The 22,904-nt window shown below is 69.3% G+C and carries 15 protein-coding genes, 1 pseudogene and 1 riboswitch; of the genes and pseudogenes, 8 read left to right on the top strand and 8 right to left on the bottom strand.

Annotation, left to right across the window (positions count from 1 at the left end):
- The 4 genes and pseudogenes from RN729_RS11015 to RN729_RS11000 form a co-directional block, all read right to left on the bottom strand.
- Positions 1-476: pseudogene (locus RN729_RS11015) on the bottom strand (S9 family peptidase); the annotation flags it as partial.
- Positions 477-480: 4 nt separating this feature from the next.
- Positions 481-1,293 (bottom strand): GNAT family N-acetyltransferase, encoded by an 813-nt coding sequence (locus RN729_RS11010; RefSeq protein WP_310784733.1) that lies wholly within the window; start codon positions 1,291-1,293, stop codon positions 481-483.
- A complete protein-coding gene (gene menC, locus RN729_RS11005) occupies positions 1,290-2,441 on the bottom strand; it encodes an o-succinylbenzoate synthase (RefSeq protein WP_310784731.1) in 1,152 nt (383 codons plus the stop codon). Before menC ends, RN729_RS11010 begins: the two co-directional genes overlap by 4 nt.
- Positions 2,442-2,624: 183 nt before the next feature.
- Complete coding sequence (locus RN729_RS11000) at positions 2,625-5,423, bottom strand: DUF5916 domain-containing protein (protein ID WP_310784729.1); 2,799 nt, start codon at positions 5,421-5,423, stop codon at positions 2,625-2,627.
- A 95-nt stretch (positions 5,424-5,518) separates the two neighbouring features.
- A riboswitch (SAM riboswitch) is annotated at positions 5,519-5,592 on the top strand.
- Between the two features lie 38 nt (positions 5,593-5,630).
- Between RN729_RS11000 and metH the strand changes: the two genes are divergently transcribed.
- The 4 genes from metH to RN729_RS10980 all read left to right on the top strand — a co-directional run bounded on the left by metH (position 5,631) and on the right by RN729_RS10980 (position 13,688).
- Positions 5,631-9,392 (top strand): methionine synthase, encoded by a 3,762-nt coding sequence (gene metH, locus RN729_RS10995; RefSeq protein ID WP_310784727.1) that lies wholly within the window; start codon positions 5,631-5,633, stop codon positions 9,390-9,392.
- Entirely contained in the window at positions 9,389-11,233 is a 1,845-nt protein-coding gene (locus RN729_RS10990) for a bifunctional homocysteine S-methyltransferase/methylenetetrahydrofolate reductase (RefSeq protein ID WP_310784725.1), read from the top strand. Before metH ends, RN729_RS10990 begins: the two co-directional genes overlap by 4 nt.
- 63 nt (positions 11,234-11,296) lie before the next feature.
- The gene (locus RN729_RS10985) at positions 11,297-12,268 is read left to right on the top strand and encodes an outer membrane beta-barrel protein (protein WP_310784723.1); all 972 of its coding nucleotides are present in this window, start codon (positions 11,297-11,299) and stop codon (positions 12,266-12,268) included.
- A gap of 19 nt (positions 12,269-12,287) precedes the next feature.
- Entirely contained in the window at positions 12,288-13,688 is a 1,401-nt protein-coding gene (locus RN729_RS10980; protein ID WP_310784722.1) for an amidase, read from the top strand.
- A 13-nt stretch (positions 13,689-13,701) separates the two neighbouring features.
- Here RN729_RS10980 and pheA read toward each other — a convergent pair whose 3' ends face one another.
- Positions 13,702-14,598 carry a prephenate dehydratase gene (gene pheA / locus RN729_RS10975; RefSeq protein WP_310784721.1) on the bottom strand — a complete coding sequence of 299 codons (897 nt, stop codon included), beginning with the start codon at positions 14,596-14,598 and terminating at the stop codon, positions 13,702-13,704.
- A gap of 131 nt (positions 14,599-14,729) precedes the next feature.
- On the opposite strand from pheA, the gene RN729_RS10970 reads away from it, so the two are divergent.
- Positions 14,730-17,972: a hypothetical protein gene (locus RN729_RS10970; RefSeq protein ID WP_310784719.1), complete on the top strand. Its 3,243-nt coding sequence runs from the start codon at positions 14,730-14,732 to the stop codon at positions 17,970-17,972.
- Positions 17,973-18,076: 104 nt separating this feature from the next.
- Here the strand turns inward: RN729_RS10970 and RN729_RS10965 are convergent, their stop codons facing one another.
- Positions 18,077-19,036 (bottom strand): aldo/keto reductase, encoded by a 960-nt coding sequence (locus RN729_RS10965; protein ID WP_310784717.1) that lies wholly within the window; start codon positions 19,034-19,036, stop codon positions 18,077-18,079.
- 266 nt (positions 19,037-19,302) lie between these two features.
- On the opposite strand from RN729_RS10965, the gene RN729_RS10960 reads away from it, so the two are divergent.
- Both RN729_RS10960 and RN729_RS10955 read left to right on the top strand, forming a co-directional pair.
- The gene (locus RN729_RS10960) at positions 19,303-19,587 is read left to right on the top strand and encodes a type II toxin-antitoxin system Phd/YefM family antitoxin (protein WP_310784715.1); all 285 of its coding nucleotides are present in this window, start codon (positions 19,303-19,305) and stop codon (positions 19,585-19,587) included.
- Positions 19,584-19,982: a type II toxin-antitoxin system VapC family toxin gene (locus RN729_RS10955; RefSeq protein WP_310784713.1), complete on the top strand. Its 399-nt coding sequence runs from the start codon at positions 19,584-19,586 to the stop codon at positions 19,980-19,982. The genes RN729_RS10960 and RN729_RS10955 overlap by 4 nt, the downstream gene beginning before the upstream one ends.
- 49 nt (positions 19,983-20,031) lie before the next feature.
- On the opposite strand, the gene RN729_RS10950 is transcribed toward RN729_RS10955, so the two are convergent.
- The gene (locus tag RN729_RS10950) at positions 20,032-20,943 is read right to left on the bottom strand and encodes a hypothetical protein (RefSeq protein ID WP_310784712.1); all 912 of its coding nucleotides are present in this window, start codon (positions 20,941-20,943) and stop codon (positions 20,032-20,034) included.
- Between the two features lie 204 nt (positions 20,944-21,147).
- On the opposite strand from RN729_RS10950, the gene RN729_RS10945 reads away from it, so the two are divergent.
- Positions 21,148-21,714 (top strand): DinB family protein, encoded by a 567-nt coding sequence (locus RN729_RS10945; protein ID WP_310784710.1) that lies wholly within the window; start codon positions 21,148-21,150, stop codon positions 21,712-21,714.
- Between the two features lie 73 nt (positions 21,715-21,787).
- On the opposite strand, the gene mtnA is transcribed toward RN729_RS10945, so the two are convergent.
- Positions 21,788-22,885: an S-methyl-5-thioribose-1-phosphate isomerase gene (mtnA, locus tag RN729_RS10940; protein ID WP_310784708.1), complete on the bottom strand. Its 1,098-nt coding sequence runs from the start codon at positions 22,883-22,885 to the stop codon at positions 21,788-21,790.
- Between the last annotated feature and the right edge of the window lie 19 nt (positions 22,886-22,904).

The raw sequence follows: 22,904 nt of genomic DNA, 5'->3' as shown, positions 1-22,904 counted from the left end.
CGTCCGTCGGGCGCGATCGCCGGGGCACTCCCTTCAGCGAGCGGCCGCGAGGTCCCGTCGAGCCCCGCCACCCACACCATCTGCGTCGCCGGTTCGGGATCGGAGCGCGGGTTCGGGATCTCACCGGACCGGTTCGGCCCGCCTCCGCGCACGAAGATGACCTGACGCCCGTCGGGCGTGAACCGGAGCTGGGACAGATCCTGACCGTCGTCCTCGCTCCAGTCCGTGAGCCGGCGACCCACGTACTCCGGGCCCTCGGCGACCCAGAGGTTGCGGACGCCCCGGTCGTAACGGACCCAGGCGAAAGCGGCTCCGACCGGCGCGGCGGTGAGATCCGTGGCGAAGGGCGCGGAGAGGATGTCCTCGACGGAATACGGGCTCTGGGCCGAGGCAGCCGCCGGAGCGAGAGGCGCGAGGAGCCCCAGGATGCCGGCCGCCCACATCCGGCCGCGGGTCGCCGCGACCGGCGGGCTCACGTGATCAGTTGCGGCGCAGGACATAGAAACACCGGTCCGTCGAGGGATTTCTGACAAGGCTCTCCACCGCATATCCCCTCCTGAGATAGGCCAGGAACGCGTCCCGCACCGTTTCGCGCCACCGCACGAGCGACCCGCCGGGTGGCAGCGATTCGACATCCGCCGGAACCTCGACGTAGACCTCGTCGCCACCCGGCAGTCCGACCTCCGCCGCGCCGCCTCCTCCCGGCCGGGGCACGACGCATGCCGGATCCGGAAGCGGCACGTGGAGCCGCCGGGCCGAGCGCCGGGCTCCGTCGTCGAGGGCCCGGCGGGTCTCCGGGCCGTCGAGATCCCAGCGCACGATGAACCGGTCGGTTTCCCCCCCCGCGTGCAAGGGGCTCCCCGTATCGGCGCCGTACATGTTCGGCGCGTAGCGAAGCACCGTCGCACCGAGCCGGTTCAGGTTCAAGTGTGCGTTGCGCGCGACCATGGGGTCGTACGTCCAGAAGATGGTGTGGATGCCATCGGACCGGACAGACTCCCGCTGAAAGAGCTTCAGGTCGCGGCCCAGGCCCCGCCCGCGCGCGGACGGCTCCACGGCCAGCATGTGCGACCAGTGAGAGGGGACACCTTCGAACCGCCCAAGCAGGGAATAGACGAAGCCGATCATGCGCCCGCCCTCGAACGCCCCGCCCGTGAAGCCGCCGATCTTCTGCGAGACCTGGAGGACGGAGGCGGGAACGATGTCGGAGAACCCCTCCCCCCACGTCATCTCCTGGAGCCGTACGCACGCACGCCACTCCTCGAGCGTCTCGATCGCGCGAAACTCCGTCACGCCGGAACGCGGACGCCGGGGGCGGCGACCGTCTCGCTCCGTCGCGTCAGCGCTTCCACGCGCTCGATGTCCACCTCGACGCCGATCCCGGGCCGGTCGCGCGGCACCGTCACGAAGCCATCCGCGCTCATCGTCCACTCAGGGGTGACGACGTCGCGATCCCAGTAGCGGGCGCTCGGCGACAGATCGCCGGGAAGCCGGAAGTTTGCCATCGAAGCCAGCGCCACGTTGTAGGCGCGTCCGATCCCGCTCTCGAGCATCCCCCCGCACCAGACGGGGACCCCGGCCCGCGCCGAGATGTCGTGGATCTCCCGGGAGTTCCGGAACCCGCCGACGCGACCCGGCTTGATGTTCACGATCCGCCCGCTGCCGAGCGCCAGCATGTCCTCGCATGACGCCGGGTCCACGATCGACTCGTCGAGGCAGACGGGGGTGGCGAGCCGTTCCTGGAGCCGGGCATGGCGCACGAGATCGCCTGCGGCCAGCGGCTGCTCGATCATGATCAGTCCGAAACCGTCGAGTTCCGCCAGGCGGTCCGTGTCGTCCAGCGTGTACGCGGCGTTCGCGTCGACGGCGAGTTCACGGTCGGGCCCCAGCGCCTCGCGCACCGCCGCGACGTACTCGATGTCCTTCTCCGGGCTGATCTTGAGCTTGATCTTCCCGTAGCCCTGCTCGACCGCCTGCCGCGCCTTCTCGACGAGCGCGGCCGGCGAAGGCTGGAGGCCGAGCGAGATGCCCGTCGGCACCCGCTCCCGGGTCCCTCCGACGAGCTCCGACAGCGAGACGCCCCGGACTTCCGCGCTCAGGCCCCAGATGCCCATCTCGATCGCGGCCTTGGCCATGGGGTGGCCCTGAACGCCCTCGTCCAGAAGGGGCTTGACCGCCTCCGGGCTCTCGAGTTCCCGCCCCAGCACCCGCGGCAACAGCCATCGCCGCAACGCCAGCCGCGCCGTGTCCACGGTCTCGGGGGAGTAGTTCGGCTCCTCCCCGCACACGCACTCCGACCAGGCCGTGGCGCCGCTCTCGTCGCGGAGTTCAAGGAGAAGGATGCGGCGGTTCTCGACCCATCCGGACGAGATGATGAACCGCTCCCGGAGCGGGAGTTCGATCTCCCGCAGCGTGACGTCCGTCAGGCACAGAGGACTCATCGGCAAGGCGTTCGTCTCCGTGGGGTGGGTCGCTCCGCAACTCATCACTCCGGGCCCGATCCGGTGTCGGCGCGGGAACCCCGTACGGTCGGGGTCCATCAGCCGCGGAAAGACCCGGTCAGTTAGCGGGACGTTAGCCGTTGCCGCACGGCTCGCGCCAGAATCCGGGCTCGGCGGGGCGGGTCAGATGGAGAGGTAGTGACTCACCTTCACGATGAAGACGTTCTCGGCCGGCGCGAGGAACAGCCCCTCCAGGTCCCGATTGAGGTCGAAACTGCCGAGCGGGACGCTCTCGCGGCGCGCGTGCTGCCAGACGAGGAAGAGCTCGGAACCCGGGCGGTACTCCCAGCGGAACACCGCGTTGCCGCGCAGAGAACGGATGTTGAAGTCGCGGTCCCGGGTGGAGTAGTCCAGCGTGCCGTCGCCATCGAAGTCGAAATAGCGCGAGCCGTTGAAGGCGCACGTCGTCCCGTCCGTGCAGCCGGTGACGACGCCGTTGAAGCGGTAGGCCCGCCCCTCGGCGTATTCGACGAAGTCGAACGATCCGGGGGCCTCGAGCTGTCGATAGCCGAGATAGTCACCCGCGGAGAGGAGCGGCTGCGCATAGAGCTGGAGGCTGACGTTAGGCGTGAAGGACACGTTCAGCCGGGTCTCCATCGAGAATCCCGTCCGCTGGAGGTCTCCGAACAGGTATCGCGTCCCGTATGTCGGCAGGTAGTCGAGGGTGCTCGTCCGCGTCACGTACTGCGCTGCATCCCGCCTGTCCGTGTAGTTCGGGCTCAGCGAAAACCGCCAGTTCGGAAGCGGCCGATAGGAGATGTTCAGGCCCGTGTTGAAGTCGTGCCCCCGGCCCTGCGCCGCCACGCGGTACGAGAAACGCGGCGACACGTGGAACGACCGGCTCCGATCCGTGTTCGCGTCCACCCGCACGTTGAACTCCGCGGGTTCCGTCATGAGCGGACCGCCGCGGGTCTGCGTGTCGGACTGGGACTCGGGCGAATACGAGAGGTTGAGGTTGAAGGCCCAGTTGTTCAGGAAGGTGAACCTTCCGCTCATCCACGCCGCGCCCGTGTCGTAGGACCGGCGGAAATGGTCCGGACCCCACACCTTCTCCAGCAGCGAGTGACGGAAGTTGTGGTAGGTGAAGAGGCTTATGTTGTAGTTTCGGAACAGGTTGCCCGGCCTGATCTCCCGGTATCCGATACGGGCTCCCACGTCGAGCCGCTCGCCGGTCGTGAGGAAACCGAAGTCGTTGACCTCGAAGCCCGGTGTCTGCTGGCCCGCCCATGTGCCCCAGGTCCAGTGCTCGCCCTCCTTCTCGAGCTGTACCCGCCAGTCGCTCCCGAACATGGAAGTAGCGGTGGAGTCGACCGCCAGGTAGGTCGCGTCGGGGCGCTGGAAGTAATGCGTGGGATTGCGCTGCAGCCGGAGGAGCGCATCGCTCGATCCCTGGACCAGACTGCCCGAGTAGAACCCCCACAGACGATAGTCGCGGCCGCGGCGTCCGCCCCACTGGTGTTCGAAATCGACCCCGAAACTGAACGCCTCGGAGGGGAGGAAATCGAACGATCCGTCTCCCGGGAGCTCCCGCTTGAGCCCGGTGCCGATCACGCCGATCTTGCTCGCGCCCCCGCGGAAATCCTGCTGCAGCCGAACGACCGCGTGCTCGGCCTGGGGCTCGGCCACGAACCTTCCGAGGGAATCATCCTCGGCAAAAAACGCCTGCCCCATCTCCTGTCCGGTGACCGCCGCCAGGGCGCCTACGGAGAGACCACTCCGGGTTCTGCCCGTGAGCTTCGCCGCCCCCAGGATCGACGTCACGTGGGGCTCGTCGTGAAAGTCCGCCTCGTAAGGTCCGGATCCCCGCGGTTCCCGTCCGATCCGCCGGCTGAAGAAGAGCGCCTTGCCGCCACCGAAGCGGCCGCCGCGCGAGCCGGCGAAGGTGAAGATCTGCGCGTCGCGTACGAAGAAGGGGCGCTTCTCCGGGAAAAACGTCTCGAACGCCGTGAGGTTGATGACCTCGGGGTCCACCTCCACCTGGCCGAAGTCGGGATAAACCGTCGCATCGAGGCTGAAGGCGGAGCCGATCCCCATGCTCATGTCGAGCCCCCCGCGCGGCTCCATCTCGGTGCCGTCGAACAGCGGGTTCCCGGGCGTCGCGGGGGCGGTGTGGTACTGGGACACGGCGAAGGGCCGGACCTCGAACCTCCGGCTCGATCGGGGGAGTTGCAGGCCGTCGATCGTGCCGAACTGGCTGACTCGCCCCCGGGCCGTGCGCGACTGCAGGGCGAAGTAGTCCGTTTCGTTCGTCTCGAGACGCCGCCGCTCGAAGTTGATGCCCCACGTCTGCATGCCGGGGCGGGCTTCGTAGCGGATCTGGGAGAGCGGGATCCGCATCTCCACCGTCCACCCTCGGTCGTCGACCTGCACCGCGGAGTCCCAGATCGCGTCCCAGTTCACGTCTTCCTGCGTATCGCCGAACAGGTACCGGTCCGTCTCGGCGCCGGCGGCGCTGACCTCGAACTCGTAGCCGGTCAGCCCGTCCCGGTTCGGATCGAGGGAGAGCTTGAAGGAATCGAAGGAACCCCGTTCATCCCGGCGGGTGAGACGCGCCCGGATCACGCTTGGGTCGCTCTCGTACAAGCGGGCGGCGACGTAGATCGCGCCGTCGTCGAACACGACCCGGACCTCGGTGGGCTCCGACGGATCCGCTCCCTCCAGCGGGACGCCCTGGACGAAGTCCGTGATGATGGGGGCCGGTTGCCACGCCGGGTCGTCGAGTCGGCCGTCGATCGAGAGCGCGCCCTCGCGGCGCACCGCGTCCACGGCCGCCGGATACACGCCTCCCCTGAAGACGGTCGCTTCGGGTCCTTCGGGCGGTGAGAGCCCCTCCTGCTGCCCGTGAAGCCCCCACCCCACCCCGTTTATCGCGAGAGCCGCGGAGAGGAGCACCGCGCGGCTCGCCAGACGCCAGTTTTGCATGTAAGGCCAGACACATCTTCCCGCGACATCGTTTAATGGAGTCCGATCCAAGTTTCGTCGGCGCCGCGAGAGCGCTAGTTTGGCGTCTGCCGGGGGAATCCGGACGTGGTGATTTGAGGCGGATTGCAGCCACGCAAAACAATCGCTAAAGAGCCACGCCCCGGGCGCGATTCTTTGGCGACCGGGCTTTTTTTTGGGGTGAACGTCGTGTCCGAAGGCCGAAGAAAACGCGTCGCACAGATTCGGGAGGCGCTCGACCGGCGCATCCTCCTGATGGATGGCGGCACGGGAACGATGATCCAGCGGCTGGGCCTCGACGAGGCGGCCTATCGCGCGGGCCCGCTCGCGGGCCATCCGCAGCCGCTGTTCGGGAACCACGACGTGCTGTGCGTCACCCGTCCCGACGACATCGCGTCCCTCCACCGCAGCTACCTGGAGGCCGGGGCCGATCTCATCACGACGAACACGTTCAACGCCCAGGCCATCTCCCAGGCGGACTACGGCATCTCGCCCGAACACGGCAACGAGCACCTGATCCGCGAAGTCAACGTGGCGGCCGCGCGGCTCGCACGCCGGGCCGCCGACGACTTCACGCGCAGGGACCCGACCCGTCCCCGCTTCGTACTCGGGTGCCTGGGTCCGACGAACCGGACGGCGTCCCTCTCTCCGGACGTGGAGGACCCCGCCTTCCGCGCCGTCACCTTCGATGAACTGGCCGCCGCGTACCGCCTGCAGGCGGAGGGGCTGCTGGAAGGCGGCGCCGACGTGCTGCTCGTCGAGACGGTGTTCGACACGCTCAACGCGAAGGCCGCGATCTGCGGCATCCTCGAAGTCGGCGCGGAGCTTGGCGAAGAGATCCCCATCGCCGTGTCGGGGACGATCACGGACCTGTCGGGACGCACGCTCTCGGGGCAGACGGTCGAGGCGTTCTGGCTCTCGATCCGTCACGCCGACCCCCTCTTCGTCGGTCTCAACTGCGCGCTCGGAGCCGAGGAACTCGAGCCCTACGTCGCGGAACTCTCCGCCGTGGCCGACGTTCCCGTGGGCTGCCACCCCAACGCGGGCCTGCCGAACGAGTTCGGCGGATACGACGATACGCCGGCCCATATGTCCGACCTGCTGGGCAATTTCGCGGATCGCGGGCTCCTCAACCTCGTCGGCGGCTGCTGCGGGACGGAGCTGGAACACATCCGGGCGATCGCGGAGCGCATGAACGGTGTGCCGCCGCGACCCGTGCCCCTGATCGATCCGCTGCCCCGCTTCTCGGGTCTCGAGCCGCTCGCGATCCGGCCCGACACGCTGTTCGTGAACATCGGCGAGCGCACCAACGTCACGGGTTCGGCCCGCTTCGCGCGGCTGATCCGTGAGGACGCCTTCGACGAAGCAGTCGAGGTCGCGCGCGACCAGGTGCTGAACGGCGCGCAACTCCTCGACGTGAACATGGACGAGGGTCTCCTGGACTCCGAGGCCGCGATGACGCGCTTCCTGAACCTCATCGCGGCGGAACCCGACATCGCCCGCGTCCCGACGGTCATCGACTCCTCGCGCTGGGAGGTCATCGAGGCGGGGCTGAAGTGTACGCAGGGAAGGGCGGTCGTGAACTCGATCTCGCTCAAGGAGGGGGAGGAGGCGTTTCTCGAGCAGGCGGCCCTCATCCGCCGCTACGGGGCCGGCGTCATCGTCATGGCCTTCGACGAACGGGGGCAGGCGGACACTGTGGACCGCAAGCTGGAGATCTGCGCCCGCGCCTACCGCCTCCTGCTCGGCGCCGGGTTCCGTCCGGGGGAGATCATCTTCGATCCCAACGTCTTCGCCGTGGGCACGGGGATCGCGGAACACGACGGGTACGGGGTCGCCTTCATCGAGGCCGTCCGCCGGATCAAGAACGAACTCCCCGGCGCGATGACGAGCGGCGGAATCAGCAACATCTCCTTCTCCTATCGGGGAAACGACGCCGTGAGGGAGGCGATGCACACGGCCTTCCTGTACCACGCGATCGCGGCCGGACTCGACATGGGGATCGTGAACGCGGGACGGCTTCCGCTCTATGACGACATCGACCCGGAACTGCTCGAAGCGGTGGAGGATGTGCTCCTCGCCCGCCGGCCCGACGCGACCGAGCGGCTGACGGATCTCGCGGGCCGGATCCGGGACGAAGGGATCGAGACGCGGGTGGACGACGCCTGGCGTTCGGAGGGCGTCGAGACGCGGCTCGAGCACGCGCTCGTGGAAGGGATCGTCGAACACATCGAAGAGGACGCCGAGGAGGCCCGTCTCCTGTACGGCAAGGCGCTGGAGGTCATCGAGGGGCCGCTCATGGCGGGGATGAACCGCGTCGGCGACCTGTTCGGGAGCGGTCGCATGTTCCTGCCCCAGGTCGTGAAGTCGGCGCGCGTGATGAAGCGGGCCGTCGCCTTCCTCGTCCCTCACCTGGAGGCGGAGAAGGCGGCACGGGCGACCTCCGCGGCGGGTGCCAACTCCGGTTCCCAAGTGGTGGCCCGGAAGGGGAAGGGGACGATTCTCCTCGCGACGGTGAAGGGGGACGTCCACGACATCGGGAAGAACATCGTCGGCGTCGTGCTGCAGTGTAACGGCTACGACACCGTGGATCTCGGCGTCATGGTCCCCCCGGACCGCATTCTTGCGGAGGCGAGGGCCCACGGCGCGGACGCGATCGGGCTCAGCGGCCTGATCACGCCGTCGCTCGACGAGATGGTGCGGGTGGCGAGCGAGATGGAACGGGAGGCGTTCGCGGTGCCCCTCCTCATCGGAGGCGCGACGACCTCGCGGAAGCATACCGCCGTCAAGATCGAGGAACGGTACTCGGGGGCGACCGTGCACGTGCTCGACGCTTCGCGGGCCGTCGGGGTCGTGGGCAAGCTCCTGGGCGGCGACGGAGCGGAGTTCGTGGAGCGGACCCGCGCCGAGTACCGGCGCGTGCGGGCCGAGTACCGCGAGGGGAGGCGCCCGCTCGCCACGCTCGAGCGGGCCCGCGCGAACCGGCTTTCGGTCGACGCGGCCGTGGCGGTGCCGTCCCCCCGGGAACCCGGCGTGCACGTGTACGACCCGTTCCCGTTGGAGGAACTGGTCGAATACATCGACTGGACCCCCTTCTTCCAGACATGGGAGATGAAGGGACGCTTCCCCACGCTGCTCGACCATCCCGAACGAGGGGCGGCGGCGCGGTCGCTGTACGATGATGCCCGCGGGCTGCTCGACCGGATCGTCGCCGACGAGTCCCTGACGGCGCGGGCGGTCGCGGGGCTGTATCCGGCCAGCGCGCGGGGCGACGACCTCGTCCTCTTCTCTCCGGAGGGCGGCCGCCGCGAGTTGCTGCGGGTTCCGCACCTCCGGCAGCAGATGGACCGCTCATCGGGTGCGAACGTCAGCCTGGCCGATTTCGTCCTGCCCGAGATCTCGGGCGCCACCGACTGGAGCGGCGCCTTCGCCGTGACGGCCGGGATCGGCCTGGAGGCCCTCTGCGCCCGCTTCGAGGCGGCGGCGGACGATTACCAGAGCCTCCTCGCGAAGTCACTCGCCGACCGGCTGGCCGAGGCGCTGGCGGAGCGTCTGCACGAGATCGTGCGGAAGGAAATCTGGGGATACGCCCCGCACGAAGGGCTCGACAACGAGGCGCGGATCGCGGAGCGCTACGTCGGGATCCGTCCGGCCCCCGGTTATCCGGCGTGTCCAGACCACTCGCAGAAGGCGCTCCTCTTCGACCTTCTCGAGGTGGAGCGTCGAATCGGGATCGCCCTCACGGAAAACTACGCCATGCACCCCGCCGCCTCGGTGTCCGGGTGGTACTTCGCGCGGCCGGAGGCCCGGTACTTCGGCCTCGGCCGCATCGGGGCCGACCAGGTGGAGGACTACGCCGCACGCAGCGGAATCTCGCTCACCGAGGCGGAGCGCCGCCTTTCGCCGAACCTCGCGTACGACCGGGATCCGGTTCCGGAGGCGACGGCATGAGCGGCCGGCTGAGGGAGTGGATCGCGGGAGACGGGGTCCACCTGATCGATGGTGCGATGGGCACGGTGCTCTACGAGAGCGGCGTCTTCGTGAACCAGTGTTACGACGAACTGAACCTCTCGGAGCCCGACCTCGTACTTGGCGTCCACGCCGACTACGTGCGGGCCGGGGCGGAACTCATCGAGACGAACACCTTCGGGGCGAACCCCGTCAAACTCGAACCGTTCGGCCTCGAGCCGTCCGTGCACGAGATCAACGTGAGGGCCGCGCGCCTGGCCCGGCAGGCGGCCGGAGGGCGCGCCGAAGTGCTCGGGGCGATCGGCCCGCTCGGCATCCGCATCGAACCCTGGGGCCCCACGTCAGTGGATGAGGCGGCCGACCTCTTCGGACGACAGGTCGCCGGGCTCGCGGAAGGCGGCGTCGACGGCTTCATGCTCGAGACGTTCTCCGATCTCGACGAACTGCTGCAGGCCGTGCGGGCGGTGCGGAGGGTCGCGGGGGATGCGCCGGTCTTCGCGCAGATGACCTTCGGGGACGCGGGCCACACGGAGTACGGTGCCACGATCGAAGCCGCGGCGGCGGCGCTGGAGGGGGCGGGGGCGGACGTCATCGGCCTCAACTGTTCGGTCGGGCCCTCCTCGATGTTGTTGGGCGTCGAGCGGATGGTGGCGGCGACATCGCGGCCGGTGTCCGCGTCGCCCAACGCGGGGCTGCCGCGCGACATCGGGGACCGGAAGATCTACCTCGCGAGTCCGGAATACATGGCCCGCTACGCACGGCGCATGGTGGAGACGGGGGCCCGCTTCGTGGGAGGGTGCTGCGGCACGTCGCCCGAACACACGCGACTGACGGCGACGCTGCTCGGCACCGACGGCCCCGGGCCGGCTCGCGTATCCGTCTCCTCCCCGAGCGACGCGGGGGGCCGCGAAGCGGCGGAGCCACCTCCGCTCGCGGACCGCTCGGCACTCGGACGTCGCCTGGCGCGCGGCGAGTTCGTCGGGGCGGCGGAGTTGACGCCGCCGCACGGGTGGGACCCGGGCGAACTGGTGGCGGGAGCCGCCCGGCTCCGCGACGCCGGCGTGCACACCGTCCACATCGTCGACGGCCCCGCCCACCGGAGCCGCGTCGCCTCGCTTCCCGCCGCGATCGTCGTCGAGCGCGAACTCGGCATGGAGACGGTCCCGCACTACAGTTGCCGCGACCGCAACATGCTCGGCATGCTGAGCGACCTCCTGGGCGCCGCCGCGGCCGGTCTCCGCAACGTCTTCCTCATCACCGGCGATCCCCCGCGCGGCGGACCCTACGACACCGGCGGCGTGTACGACATCGACAGCATCGGACTCACGAACATCGTCCGGCAGCTAAACCTCGGCCTCGATCCGGGCGGGAGTTCGATCGGGGCCCCGACCTCGTTCGTGAAGGGCGTTGCCGTGAACCCCGGCGCCGTCGACCCGGAGGAAGAGATCCGGCGCTTTGCCTGGAAGGCCGAGGCGGGCGCGGACTTCGCCGTCACGCAACCCATCTTCGACCTGGAGAACTTCCTCGCCTTCGCGCGCGAGATCGAGGGCTTCGGCGTCCCGCTCCTCGTGGGCCTGTGGCCCCCTCTGTCGCTGGAGAACGCCGAGTTTCTGGCGCACGAGGTGCCCGGCGTGGATGTACCGCTGGAGGTGCTGGAGCGTATGGCGGGGGCACAGGCGCACGGCGTCGAAGCGGCCGCGCGCGAGGGTGTCGCCGTGGCCCGCGAGGTGCTGGATGCGATCCGGCCTCACGTGGCGGGCGCGCTCGTCAGCACGCCCGGAAACGAGGTTGATCGGGCCGCTGCGGTGCTCGCGGAACTTTAGTGTAGGCCATTTCCGCTGCCTCCCTCTGGAAGCAGCCACAAACTCCATATGAGAGCAGAAACGATGATGCGATATTCAGGATCAAGCCGGCGGCGGATCTTCGCGGCCGGGACCTTCCTCGCCGCGGCGATGCTCGCCGGGGCTTCGACCCTTTCCGCGCAGGGGTCGCGCGGGCTCTACGTGTCCATGGGGGTCGGCTTCGCGCAGGGAGCCGCTACCGAGTCGACGCTGTCCGGGCCCAACAGCCCCACCCGTTGCGATCGGCTGCTGTACCCGAATCTGGCCGACGCGCCCCGGGACGCGGGCTGCCTCGCCGGCTCGGACCTGGGCGGTGTGTATTCCTACGACCCGGAGTGGGGCCTCACCGGCAGCGTTGCCGTCGGGTACTCGCTCGGGCCGCTCAGTGTCGAATTGGAGGCGCTGCAGCGGCACCAGATCATCCACAACACGTTGCTGATGCTCGGTACGCAGGCGGGAGCCGCGATCACCGGTAAGGAGACGGAATGGAGTCCCGGTCGCCCGCCCTGGGGGGACATCTCCGAGTTCCGGGGTCGGCAGTTCTTCGCCAACCTCACCTGGTCGCTGCCGACGGGGGGCCGCCTGACGCCCTACCTCGGGGTGGGAGGGGGGCTCTCCCAGGTCGCCTACCGCTACTACCTCGGCTTCGCACGCAAGTCGATCGCGGAGGGTTACCTCGAGGTCTTCGGCGGATCGCGCGCCGAGCCTGGCGCGTCGCCCGACTGGCAGCGCGCGGCGGCGGGAACGGTCAGCGAGCTGTCGACGGACGTCGCCGAGATCGGACTGGGATTCCAGCTCCTGGCCGGCGTGGACTACGCCCTCTCCGATCAGGTCTCCATCGGCCTGAAGGGCCGCTGGGTGCAGGCCCCCGACTTCAGCGTGGACGCGCAGTGGACGACGATTCGAAGCCACGCGCCCGTGCACGCGGACGGGGTCACACCCTACGTCTCCACGCTGGATTTTTCTCGGCTTGGATACTGGGCGGTGAGCGCCAGCATGAAGTACCGGATCGAATAACCCGAGGTACTTTCGGGACATGACACCAGTGACTCACACGCCCATTCGACGCGTCGCGGCGGACGTCCGAGGGGGTCTCGGGGGGGCGCGCGGCGAGGCGGACGCCGCGATCCGTCGCCACGAGGCCAGCGATCTGAACGCGTACATCGCGTTCGACGCCGGGGCGCTGCGGCGGCAGGCCGACGCCATCGACGACGCCGCCGGCCGCGGCCACGATCCGGGCCCCCTCGCCGGCGTCACGGTATCCGTCAAGGATCTGTATGCCCTCGACGGATACTCGCTGTACGCCGGCACGAAGCGGGAGCTCCCCCCTTGGCCCGAAGGGTTCCTCGTGGCGTCGCTGCGCGGGATGGGCGCCATCTTCACGGGCAAGACGCACACCGTCGAGTTCGCCTTCGGCGGAGTCGGGCTGAACCCCAACACGGGGACGCCCGTGAACCCGTGGGATCCGGTCGATCACCGGGCCCCGGGAGGGTCGTCGGCGGGCGCCGGGGTGAGTCTGTGGGAAGGTTCGGCCCGGATCGCCCTCGGCACGGACACGGGGGGGTCGATCCGCATCCCCGCGTCGGCGACCGGCGTCGTGGGCCTCCGTCCCACCACCGGCCGCTGGCCGACGACCGGCGTCGTCCCTCTCAGCCCCTCACTCGACACGGTGGGGATGCTCGCCCACACCGTGGAGGACCTGCGCTACGCCTTCCGCGCGATCGACTCGCTCGCGCGCACCGGCGACGCGCCGGCCGACCCGGTCCCGGAAGAGGTTTCGGGGCTGAGGATCGGGGTTCCCGCTTGCCGTCTGTGGACGGATGCCGACTCCGCGATCGCCGCCGTGGTCGAGGGTGCGCTGGAAGAGCTGCGCGCCGCCGGCGCGGACGTGCTCGAGCTCGACGCTCCCGAGTTGGACGAAGCCGCGGAACGCTACCTCTCCGGACCCATCGTCCAGCCCGAATTCGTGGGGTTCCTGCAACGTGAACTGCCGGCCTGGATTCCGCTGCTGGATCCCATCATCGGAACGCGGCTGGAGGCGGCGACCGGGGTGCCGGCGCTCGAGTATATCGCCGCTCACCAGCACCGCCGCCGACTCTCGACCGACCTTCACGCCCGGCTCGACGCGGAACGGATCGACCTCCTCGCCGCGCCCACGCTCCCGATCTCGCCGCCGCCGCTCGCGGCGCTCGCCCGACTCAACGCCTACCGGAAGGCTAACCGCGCCATGCTCTCCGGCACCTGCCCCGCCAGCATGCTCGACATGTGCGCGATCTCGCTTCCCGCCGGGCTGGACGGTGAAGGCATGCCCGTGGGTCTGCAGTTGATGGGACCCTCCGGCACGGACCTCGAACTCCTCGCCCGGGCCGCCGCCGTGGAGGGCGTCCTCGGGACGAATCTGACGCGACTGGGAACGCCGCCGAGGGTCGCGGGATAACGAACCCGGTTTCTCAGGTTTCCGGTGTCGCCGCCTTCGGGTAGGAACCCAGGATCTTGAAGGACGACGCACGCTCCCTGATTCGGTCCAGCGCTTCCGCCACGAGCGGGTCCGTGCGGTGCCCCTCCAGGTCGATGAGGAAGATGTACCGCCCGAGGCTGCTCTTCGCGGGCCGGGATTCGATCTTGAGCATGTTGATCCCGCGGTCCGCCAGTTCACCGAGCGACAGGTAGAGCGTGCCCGGTCCGTCCGCCGCGAAGTCGAAGCAGATCGACGACTTGTCCCTCCCGGTCGGCTCGTGGTCCTTCCGCGCCAGCACGACGAACCGGGTGCGGTTTCCCGGCACGTCCTCGATGGGGGATGCGCGCACGAAGGCGCCGAGGACCTCGGCCGCCCGCCAGCTCGATATGGCCGCCGCCCCCGGCCCCTCGATCTGCATGTCCTGCACCGCGCTCACGGTGCTCAGCGACGCCACGGCTTCCGCGTTCGGTACCAGGCGCGCCAGAGATGCGCGGCACTGGGCGATCGCCTGCGGATGGGAATAGACGACCTTCACCTCGTCGAGATCGACGCTGCCCTCCGTCAGCAGACAGTGGTGGATCGGAAGGATGACTTCGCGCCGGATCCGGAGGTCCGTGTGGTGGACGAGGAGGTCCGTCGTGAGCGTGACGGGGCCCTCCGTGCTGTTCTCCAGCGGGACGATGGCCTCGTCGACGTCCCCGCTGTCCGCCGCCTGCACGACGCCCGCAATGTCCCGGAACGCGACGTGGCGCGCCGCCCGGTCGTAGGTCCGCGCCGCCTGCTCGCTGAATGTTCCGGGCGGCCCGAGGTAGCCGACCCTGACCCGTCCGCGCGCGCGGGACCCGGTCGCCGCCGGAAACTCCAGCACGCCGTCGTTGGTTTCCTTCATCCGGCAACATACTTCGGTCGCCGGGTTGTCGTGACCCCGGCGCCCCCTCGAGCCGCCTTCCGCTGTCCTTCCAGCTGTGTATCTTCGGCGGACGATCAGCCGTCATCGTCGACTACGCCCGGAGCCACGCCATGAACCGCATCCCGCGTCTCTTCGCTTCACTGCTGGCATTCTCCCTGTTCGTACCGTTCGCCGGTCCCGGCCACTCGCGCCCGCTCGCGGCGCAGGAAGTCGCCCCCGGGGCGGTCACGCTGGATTCCGCGTTTCTGGCGGGATACCGATGGCGGAATCTCGGTCCCGACCGGGGCGGGCGTTCGATCGCCACGAGCGGCGTCGTGGGGCGGCCGCTGGAGGGCTACTTCGGGGCGACCGGCGGGGGATTGTGGAAGACGACGGACGGGGGCGAGAACTGGTTCCCGGTCACCGATTTCAAGATCACGTCGGCGTCGGTCGGGGCGGTCGCCGTCTCCGAGACCGAGCCGGACCTCATCTTCATCGGCATGGGGGAAACCTGCATCCGCGGCAACATCATGCCGGGGGACGGCGTGTACCGGAGCCGGGACGCGGGCGAGACGTGGGAACACGTCGGGTTCTCCGAATCCGACGCAATCGCAAACATCCGGATCCATCCCACGGATCCGAACATCGTCTATGTCGCGTCGTTCGGAAAATACAGCGTGCCGAGCGAAGAGCGGGGCCTCTTCCGGAGCACGGATGGCGGCGACACATGGGAGCGCATCCTCTTCCGCGATGAGCGCACGGGCGCCGTCGACATCGCCCTCGACCGCAACAACCCCGACGTGATCTACGTCGCGCTGTGGGAGGCCTTCCGCAAGGAGTACACGATGTCCTCCGGCGGCCCCGGAAGCGGGATGTTCAAGAGCACCGACGGGGGCGACACCTGGACGGAGATTACCCGGAACCCGGGCATGCCGGAGTCGGGGGTCGTGGGGAAGATCGGGCTGGCCGTGTCGAGCGCGGATTCGGAGCGCGTGTACGCCCTGTTCGAGCACGCCGACGGGGGGCTGTTCAGCAGCGACGACGGCGGGGACACGTGGGAACTGATCAACGACGAGCGCCGCATCCGGCAGCGGGCCTTCTACTACACGCACGTCTTTGCCGACCACCACGATCCCGACGTCGTGTACGTGCAGAACACCTCTTTCTTCCGCTCGACGGACGGCGGTGCGACGTACGAGGTCATCAACAACGGGACGCACGGGGACTTCCACGACCTCTGGATCAGCCCGGAGGATCCCGCCCACCTCGTCGTGGCGAACGACGGCGGCGGCGCGGTCAGCTTCGACACGGGGCAGCACTGGACGGACCAGGAGTTCTCGACCGCCCAGTTCTACCACGGCGTGACGACGGCCCACGTGCCCTTCCACGTCTGCGGCTCGCAGCAGGACAACTCGACGCTCTGCCTGCCCTCCGCCTGGAACGCGAACCGGCTCGGCTTCGGCCAGGCGCCCGGGTTCGGCGGCGGCCAGCCCGCGAGCATCACCGAGGGTTCGATGGACGTGGCGTACCGGGCCGGGGGCGGAGAGCCGGGCTACATCGCGCCGGACCCGAAGGATATCGACATCTTCTTCTCGGGGACGAACAACGGGCGCTACATCGACCGCTTCAACCGCCGTCTCGGCACGTCGCGCGAGGTGAACCCCTATCCCTGGTTCTACTCGGGCGAGCCGGCGAGCGAGATGGTGGAGCGCTGGCAGTGGACGTTCCCCATCATCTTCTCCTCCCTCGATCCGAACGTCCTCTACGCGTCGTCGAACCGGCTCTGGAAGACGACGAACGGGGGCGACGACTGGGAGGCGATCAGCGGCGACCTCACGCGCGCCGATCCGATGACGCTGGGACATTCCGGCGGGCCGATCACCGGGGACATGAACGGACCCGAGGTCTACGCAACCATCTTCTCGGTCGGGCCGGGCAAGGTGGACATCGACGTGATCTGGGCGGGGTCGGACGACGGCCTCGTGCACGTAACGCGCGACGGCGGCGCGACGTGGACGAACGTGACGCCGCCGGACATGCCGGACTTCGGGCGCGTCAGCCAGATCGACGCCTCGGCGTTCGATGCGGGCCGGGCGTACATCTCCGTGCGGAAGCCGCTCCTGAACGACCGCTCCCCCTACATCTGGAAGACGGACGACTACGGGGCGAGCTGGACGAAGATCGTGGACGGGATCCGGGATGAGGCGTACGTGCACGCGGTGCGCGAGGACCCGAACCGGGAGGAAATGCTGTATGCCGGGACGCAGCACGGCATGTACGTGTCGTACGACGACGGCGCGAACTGGCAGGAGTTGAACCCGGGGTTCCCGGACCTGCCGGTGTCGGACGTGATCGTGGAGCACAACGAACTGGCGATCGCGAGCCACGGCCGCGGGTTCTGGGTGCTCGACAACCTGGCGCCGCTGCGGCAGGCGCGCCCCGGGCTGACCGAGGAGGCGGTCGCGCTGTTCGATCCGGCCACCGCGCACCGCTCCGCCAACGGCGCCACGCTCTCGTGGTGGTTCCGGGAGGCGCCGGAGGAGGCGCGGCTCGAGATTCTGGATGCGGCGGGGACGGTGCTGCGCACCTACGAGCCGGCCGAGCGCCCCGACCCGGCCGCCGAAGGGGACTCGACGGCCGCGGAGGGCGAAGCGGCGCCGGCCCCGGCCCGCGACCGCTGGGCCGGACCCGCGATGCCGGCCGAGGCGGGGCTCAACATGCTCCAGTGGGATCTTCGCACCGCGCCCGCCGCGACCTTCCCCGGCATGATCCTGTGGGGCGTGCGCACGATGTCGCCCGCCGTGCCGCCGGGGATGTACACCGTGCGCCTGACGGCGGACGGCGAGGTGCAAACGACGCAGATCGAGATCGCCCGCCACCCCTGGATCGAGGACGTGACGGACGAGGACATGCAGGAGCAGTTCGAGTTCGGGATGCGGATCCGGGCGCGGGTGGACGAGGCCAACTCGTCGGTGATCGCGATCCGGCGCGTGAAGTCACAGCTCGACGACCGGCTCGAGGCCTCGGACGACGCCGCGCTCGCGGAGGTCGCGGAGGCGCTTAGGACGGCGGCTTCCGCGGTGGAGGGCGATATCTACCAGGTGCGGAACCGCAGCAACCAGGATCCGCTGAACTTCCCGATCCGGGTGAACAACCGGCTCGCGAACCTGCTCTCGATGTCGGAGCGCGGCGACGGCCGGCCCGGGAGCGGGATGTACGAGGTGTTCGAGATCATGGTGGCCGAACTCGAGGGCTACACGACCCGCCTCGACGAGGTATGGCGCATGGAGCTGGCGGCCGTGAACCGGGAGTTGGAGCGGCTGGGACTCGCCCCGGTGGATCCGGCGGACGAATCGGTCGAACTCGTCTCCTGAAACGACCGAAGACGCCTCAAAGCGACTGAAAGCCCGGGAAGGCGTTCCCGCGGGAACGTCCTCCCGGGCCTCCGCTCAGGCTCGGGCCGTTTTGAGCGGGTTGTTCAGCCGGCTTCGGGGAGCTGGCTCACGTACTCGATCATGCGCTGCTGCTGGTCCTCGTCCGGGAGTCGTCCCATCCCACCGCCCAGGTTGTCCACCATGTGCTCCGCGCGGCTCGTGGCCGGCGTCACCACGGTCACGGCGGGGTGCGCGGCCGCGAACTTGATGAAGAACTGGGCCCACGAATGGGCGTCGAACTCGCTCGCCCACTCCGGCACCTCGCGGTCCCCCACGCGCGACCATAGCCGCGTGCGCCCGAACGGCACGTAGACGAGCACGCCGATGTTCCGTTCCGCCGCGAGCGGCAGGATCTCGTCGGCCGCGCTCACGTTGTCCACCGCGTAGTCGATGCCGATGAAGTCGAGGGGATAGTCCTGCATGGACTGAATGAGCGCGGGATACTGCCGCTTGCTCGTGGAGGTGATCCCGATGTAGCGGACGCGCCCGGCCGCCTTCATCTCCTCGAGGATCCCCACCTGCACCGGCGGATCGCCCAGGTTGTGGACCTGGATGCAGTCGATGACGGGGATGCCGAAGTACTCGAACGAGCGCTCGATCTGGGCCCGAGCGGCGTCCGGATCCGCGGAGCCCCCGCCCCGCCCGGCCACGTTCACCTTCGTCGCCCAGAAGATGCGGTCGGAGATCCCGAGCCGCTGGCAGATGTCTCCCGCCGCCCTCTCGGACGCCCCGCGTCCGTAGCTGGGTGCGGTGTCGAACACCGAGCCGCCGCCGTCCACCAGCGCCTGCATGACGCCTTCGATCTGGGTGTGGTCGTCGCTGAGCGCCACGCGCTGAAAGGTTGCCGAACTCCCGAGGCCGACGATCGGAAGTTCCTCCCCGGTGGAGGGGATGGGTCGCGTGATCATCTCCTGTCCCGCGAACGCGCGCAGGATGCGGGGGTTGAGGGAGAGTGCCGCGCCCGCGGCGGCGGTGGAGCGGAGCCAGTCGCGTCGAGTGAACATCTTCGGATCGTCCTCGTGCTGGGGTTGTAACCGAGGCAGCAAGCGTACCCGTACCAACAGCGTGTCCGTGTCGCAAGCGTACGTGTACCGCACCGACAGTCGGGTAACACCTCACTTCGCCCAACCGCTGTGCCGTCGCCCATGCCGTCGCGGGCATCGGCTCGCGCACCGGCCTGGGCTCGGGCTCGAGGATAATTTGACCATGGTCATGACCATGGTTCTATTGACGGTGCGTTGAGGCTATCGGACAGACTCGGAGCGGACGGATGGAATCAGACCACGAACGGCCCGCAGGCGTCCCGCGGACGATCAAGGCATCGGAGTTCAAGGCAAAGTGTCTGAAGCTCATGGATGAAGTCGCCGAGACCGGCGAGGAAATCGTGATCACGAAGAACGGCCGCCCCGTGTCGAAGCTCGTGCCCTGTGCGGAGAGACCGGAGACGCTATTCGGACTGTATCGCGACGTGATCCGGATCCGTGGCGATATCGTGGGCCCCATGCCTAGAGAGTGGTGGGATGACGGAGACGACGCCGACGAGGATCTGTTTTGATCCTGCTCGACACACACGTCCTGCTGTGGCACGGGCGCGGCGACCGTCGGCTCGGGCGGCGCGCCCGGCGGATGATCGAGCGGGCGCTACCCCGGAGGCGGGCGGCGATCTCAGCCATATCCTTCTGGGAGATCGCGATGCGCGTCCACAGCGGGCGGCTTGACCTTCTCATGGAACCGGAGGCCCTGCGTCGCGATCTCCTCGCGCAGGGACTCGTCGAAATCCCGGTCAGCGGACTGATAGGCGTGCGGGCGGGGCGGCTCCCGGGCTTGCACGGCGACCCGGCCGACCGGCTCATCGTTGCCACGGCTCTGGAGGGGCATGAATTGCTCACAGCCGACCGGCGCATTCTCGACTGGTCCGGCAAGCTGAACCGGTTCGACGCAACCGAATAGTCGGGTTGGGACGTTCCCGCGGGAACGTCACGTGCCCGCAGCGACGTAATCAACGCGCGCCGGGCTCGAGGGCCGCGACCTCGGCCATGATGCGGTCGAACTGGGTGGCGGCGCGGTGCGGGGCGAGGTTGCAAAGGTAGGCGTGCGCGGCCCCGAGACGCCGGAGGGCGACGATCGTCTCCGCGCAGTGCCGCTCCGGCGTGACTCCGGACTCGAAGGCCGAAGCCACCGCGTCGACGGGTACGGGGAAGAAACGGGACAGTCGTTCCAACACCGTCCGCCGGCCGTTACGGTAGTAGAAGACGCCGAACGAGCCGGGGATCCCGAGGCCCGCGCGCCCGACGCCTTCCAGCCAGCGCTCCGCCCGCCCCAGGTCGTGGTGGGAGACCACCTGCGTGAGGTAGTAGTCCGCCTCGTACTCCGGGTCCGTGGCGAAGTCGATCTGTTCGGCGATGGGACGGTGGAGATTGACCCAGCCGCCGAGGGACAGGCTCCGCGTCCGCTCACGGAACTTCTGCCGGAGCCGATAACCGTGGGGAACGCAGCGCTCGGCCCCCCGCACCTTGTCTCCGCCCGTCACCGTGACACTCTCGACGCCGCGGGCTCGTGCGCGGTCGACATAGCGCAGGCAGTAGTCGAGCGGGTGGAGGCAGGTCAGGAAGGGGACCACCCGCCAGGGGTCGACCTCGTTCGCGAGGTTGGCCGTCAGGTGCTGGAGGTTCTCCTCCTCCTCCTCGCCCACGGCGCTGTCCGTGAGCATGAGAAAGGCGTCGCGCGCCGCGAGGCCCCGGATGGCATGCGAGAGGTCGATCCACATGTCCATCGCGCCGCCGCGCGTGAGTCCGCTTCGCGGCGGCCGAAGTTCCACCGTCATCGTCGGCGTGTCCCCGCGCAGCCGCTCCACGAACCGGCTGGAGCCCGGTGCTCGGGATGGGTGCTGGGGAGGTGTCGTGTCGCTCACGCCGGAAGATCTCGCCTTGTTTGCCACGGGCGGCCAGCCCCGCGCGGAGCGGGGTTTCGGATCGAAGGAGGATGCGGTTCCGGAGTTCCGTTGCAAAGGCGGCCGTCGACGGTTCCGTTTCGAGCCGCGATCCGCCCCCGTCGGCGGCCGGTCTTCCGCGCCGGTCCGCGACGGGTTCCACGTACCGCGACCGGAGGCGTCCGGGTGACGGAAGAAACGACAAACGAAACGATCATCGAGGACGAGGCACTGGCCGAGGACATCCTCACGCTCCTCGCCCGCACGCCCGGCACCGTGCGAGTGCTGCTCGAGGATCTGCCGGAGGATCTCCTGCACGCGGACGAGGGCGAAGGGACGTTCAGCCCCTTCAGCGTGCTCGGACATCTCATCCAGGGCGAGATCGACGACTGGATTCCGCGGGCGCGCTGGATCCTCGAACACGGACGCGACCGGGCGTTCCCGCCGTTCGATCGGTTCGCGCACATCGAGCGAACCCAGGGCCGCTCGCTCGATGAACTGCTCACCGAGTTCGAGACCCTGCGCGAGACCGGCCTCGCAGCGCTACGGGAAGTGGTGGAAGGCGCGGTCGATCTGGACGCGGGGGGACTTCACCCGGAGCTGGGCGAAGTCACGCTGCGGCAACTCCTCGCCACCTGGGCCGTCCACGACCTGAACCACATCGCCCAGATCGTGCGGGTCGTCGCGCACCAGTTCGAGGACGAGGTAGGGCCCTGGAAAGCCTATCTCCCCATTCTGGGCCACGGCGGATAGCGGCAGCAGCCTCGCGCCGTGATCGGCAAGCGGGTTCGCGCCGCTTTCGGCGGACTCCGGCGGGAAGGGCCGACTAGGTTCCCGGGTGCCGTCGCTCCGCTTCGGCGGCGTGGACGGCGGCGGCGAGGGAATCGGTGTAGGGCGGGCGGTGGATGCCGCGTTCGGTGACGATGCCGGTCACGAGTTCGCGTGGCGTGATGTCGAAGGCCGGGCTGTACACGCCGGCCTCCTCGGGGGCGAGGAGGGGGCCGAAGCCGCGGCGGACCTCATCCGGGTCGCGGTGCTCGATCGGGATGTCCCTGCCGGTGGGGGAGCCGAGGTCGACGGTGGAAGTCGGTGCGAGAACGTAGAACGGAACGCCGTGGCGGTGGGCGAGCACGGCCAGCGGGTAGGTGCCGATCTTGTTCGCCACGTCGCCGTTGGCCGCGATGCGGTCGGAGCCCACGAAGGCGATGTCCGGCGGGTCCGTGGTGAAGAGCGACCCGGCCATGTTGTCGGCCAGCACGGTGACTTCGATCCCGGCACGGGAAAGCTCCCAGGCTGTGAGACGGCTCCCCTGGAGGAGCGGGCGGGTCTCGTCGGCGAAGACTCGGACCCGGCGACCGGCCTCGGCCGCGACATAGACCGGGGCGAGGGCCGTCCCGATGCCGCCCGTCGCGAGCGACCCCGCGTTGCAGTGGGTGATCACCGACTCGCCGCCCGCGAGCAGCGGCGCCGCGTGCTGGCCGATCGCGCGGCACATGCGACGATCCTCCTCGTGGATGGCGTCGGCCTCCGCCGCCAGTGCCGCGGCCAGTTCTCCCGCGTCGCCGGTGGCCGTCTCCAGCCGGTCCCTCAGTCGGCGGACCGCCCAGACGAGGTTGACCGCCGTGGGCCGGGCGTCCGCGAGCCGCTCGGCCCAGCCGGCGAACCGGTCCCGCAACCCGTCCGCCGAGACCCCTTCGGCGGCGGACCGGCGCGCCAGAGCCGCGAGACCGATCGCGGCGGTGATCCCGATGAGCGGCGCCCCCCGCACGCGCAGGCTGACGATCGCCTCGATGAAGTCGTCGAGGGTCGAGAGTTCCTTCTCCTCATGGACGCCGGGAAGGAGCGTCTGGTCGAGGATGAGCGCGCTCCGGCCCCCGGGGGCCCAGCGGATCGTTTCCGGCACCGAAAACTCGCGTTGGTTCATGCCGCGCAACCTATCCGGC

This window comes from Candidatus Palauibacter polyketidifaciens (assembly GCF_947581785.1).
GTDB lineage: Bacteria > Gemmatimonadota > Gemmatimonadetes > Palauibacterales > Palauibacteraceae > Palauibacter > Palauibacter polyketidifaciens.
The sequence above is the reverse complement of the archived record's forward strand: the minus strand, read 5'-3'. Positions and strand labels throughout refer to the sequence as shown.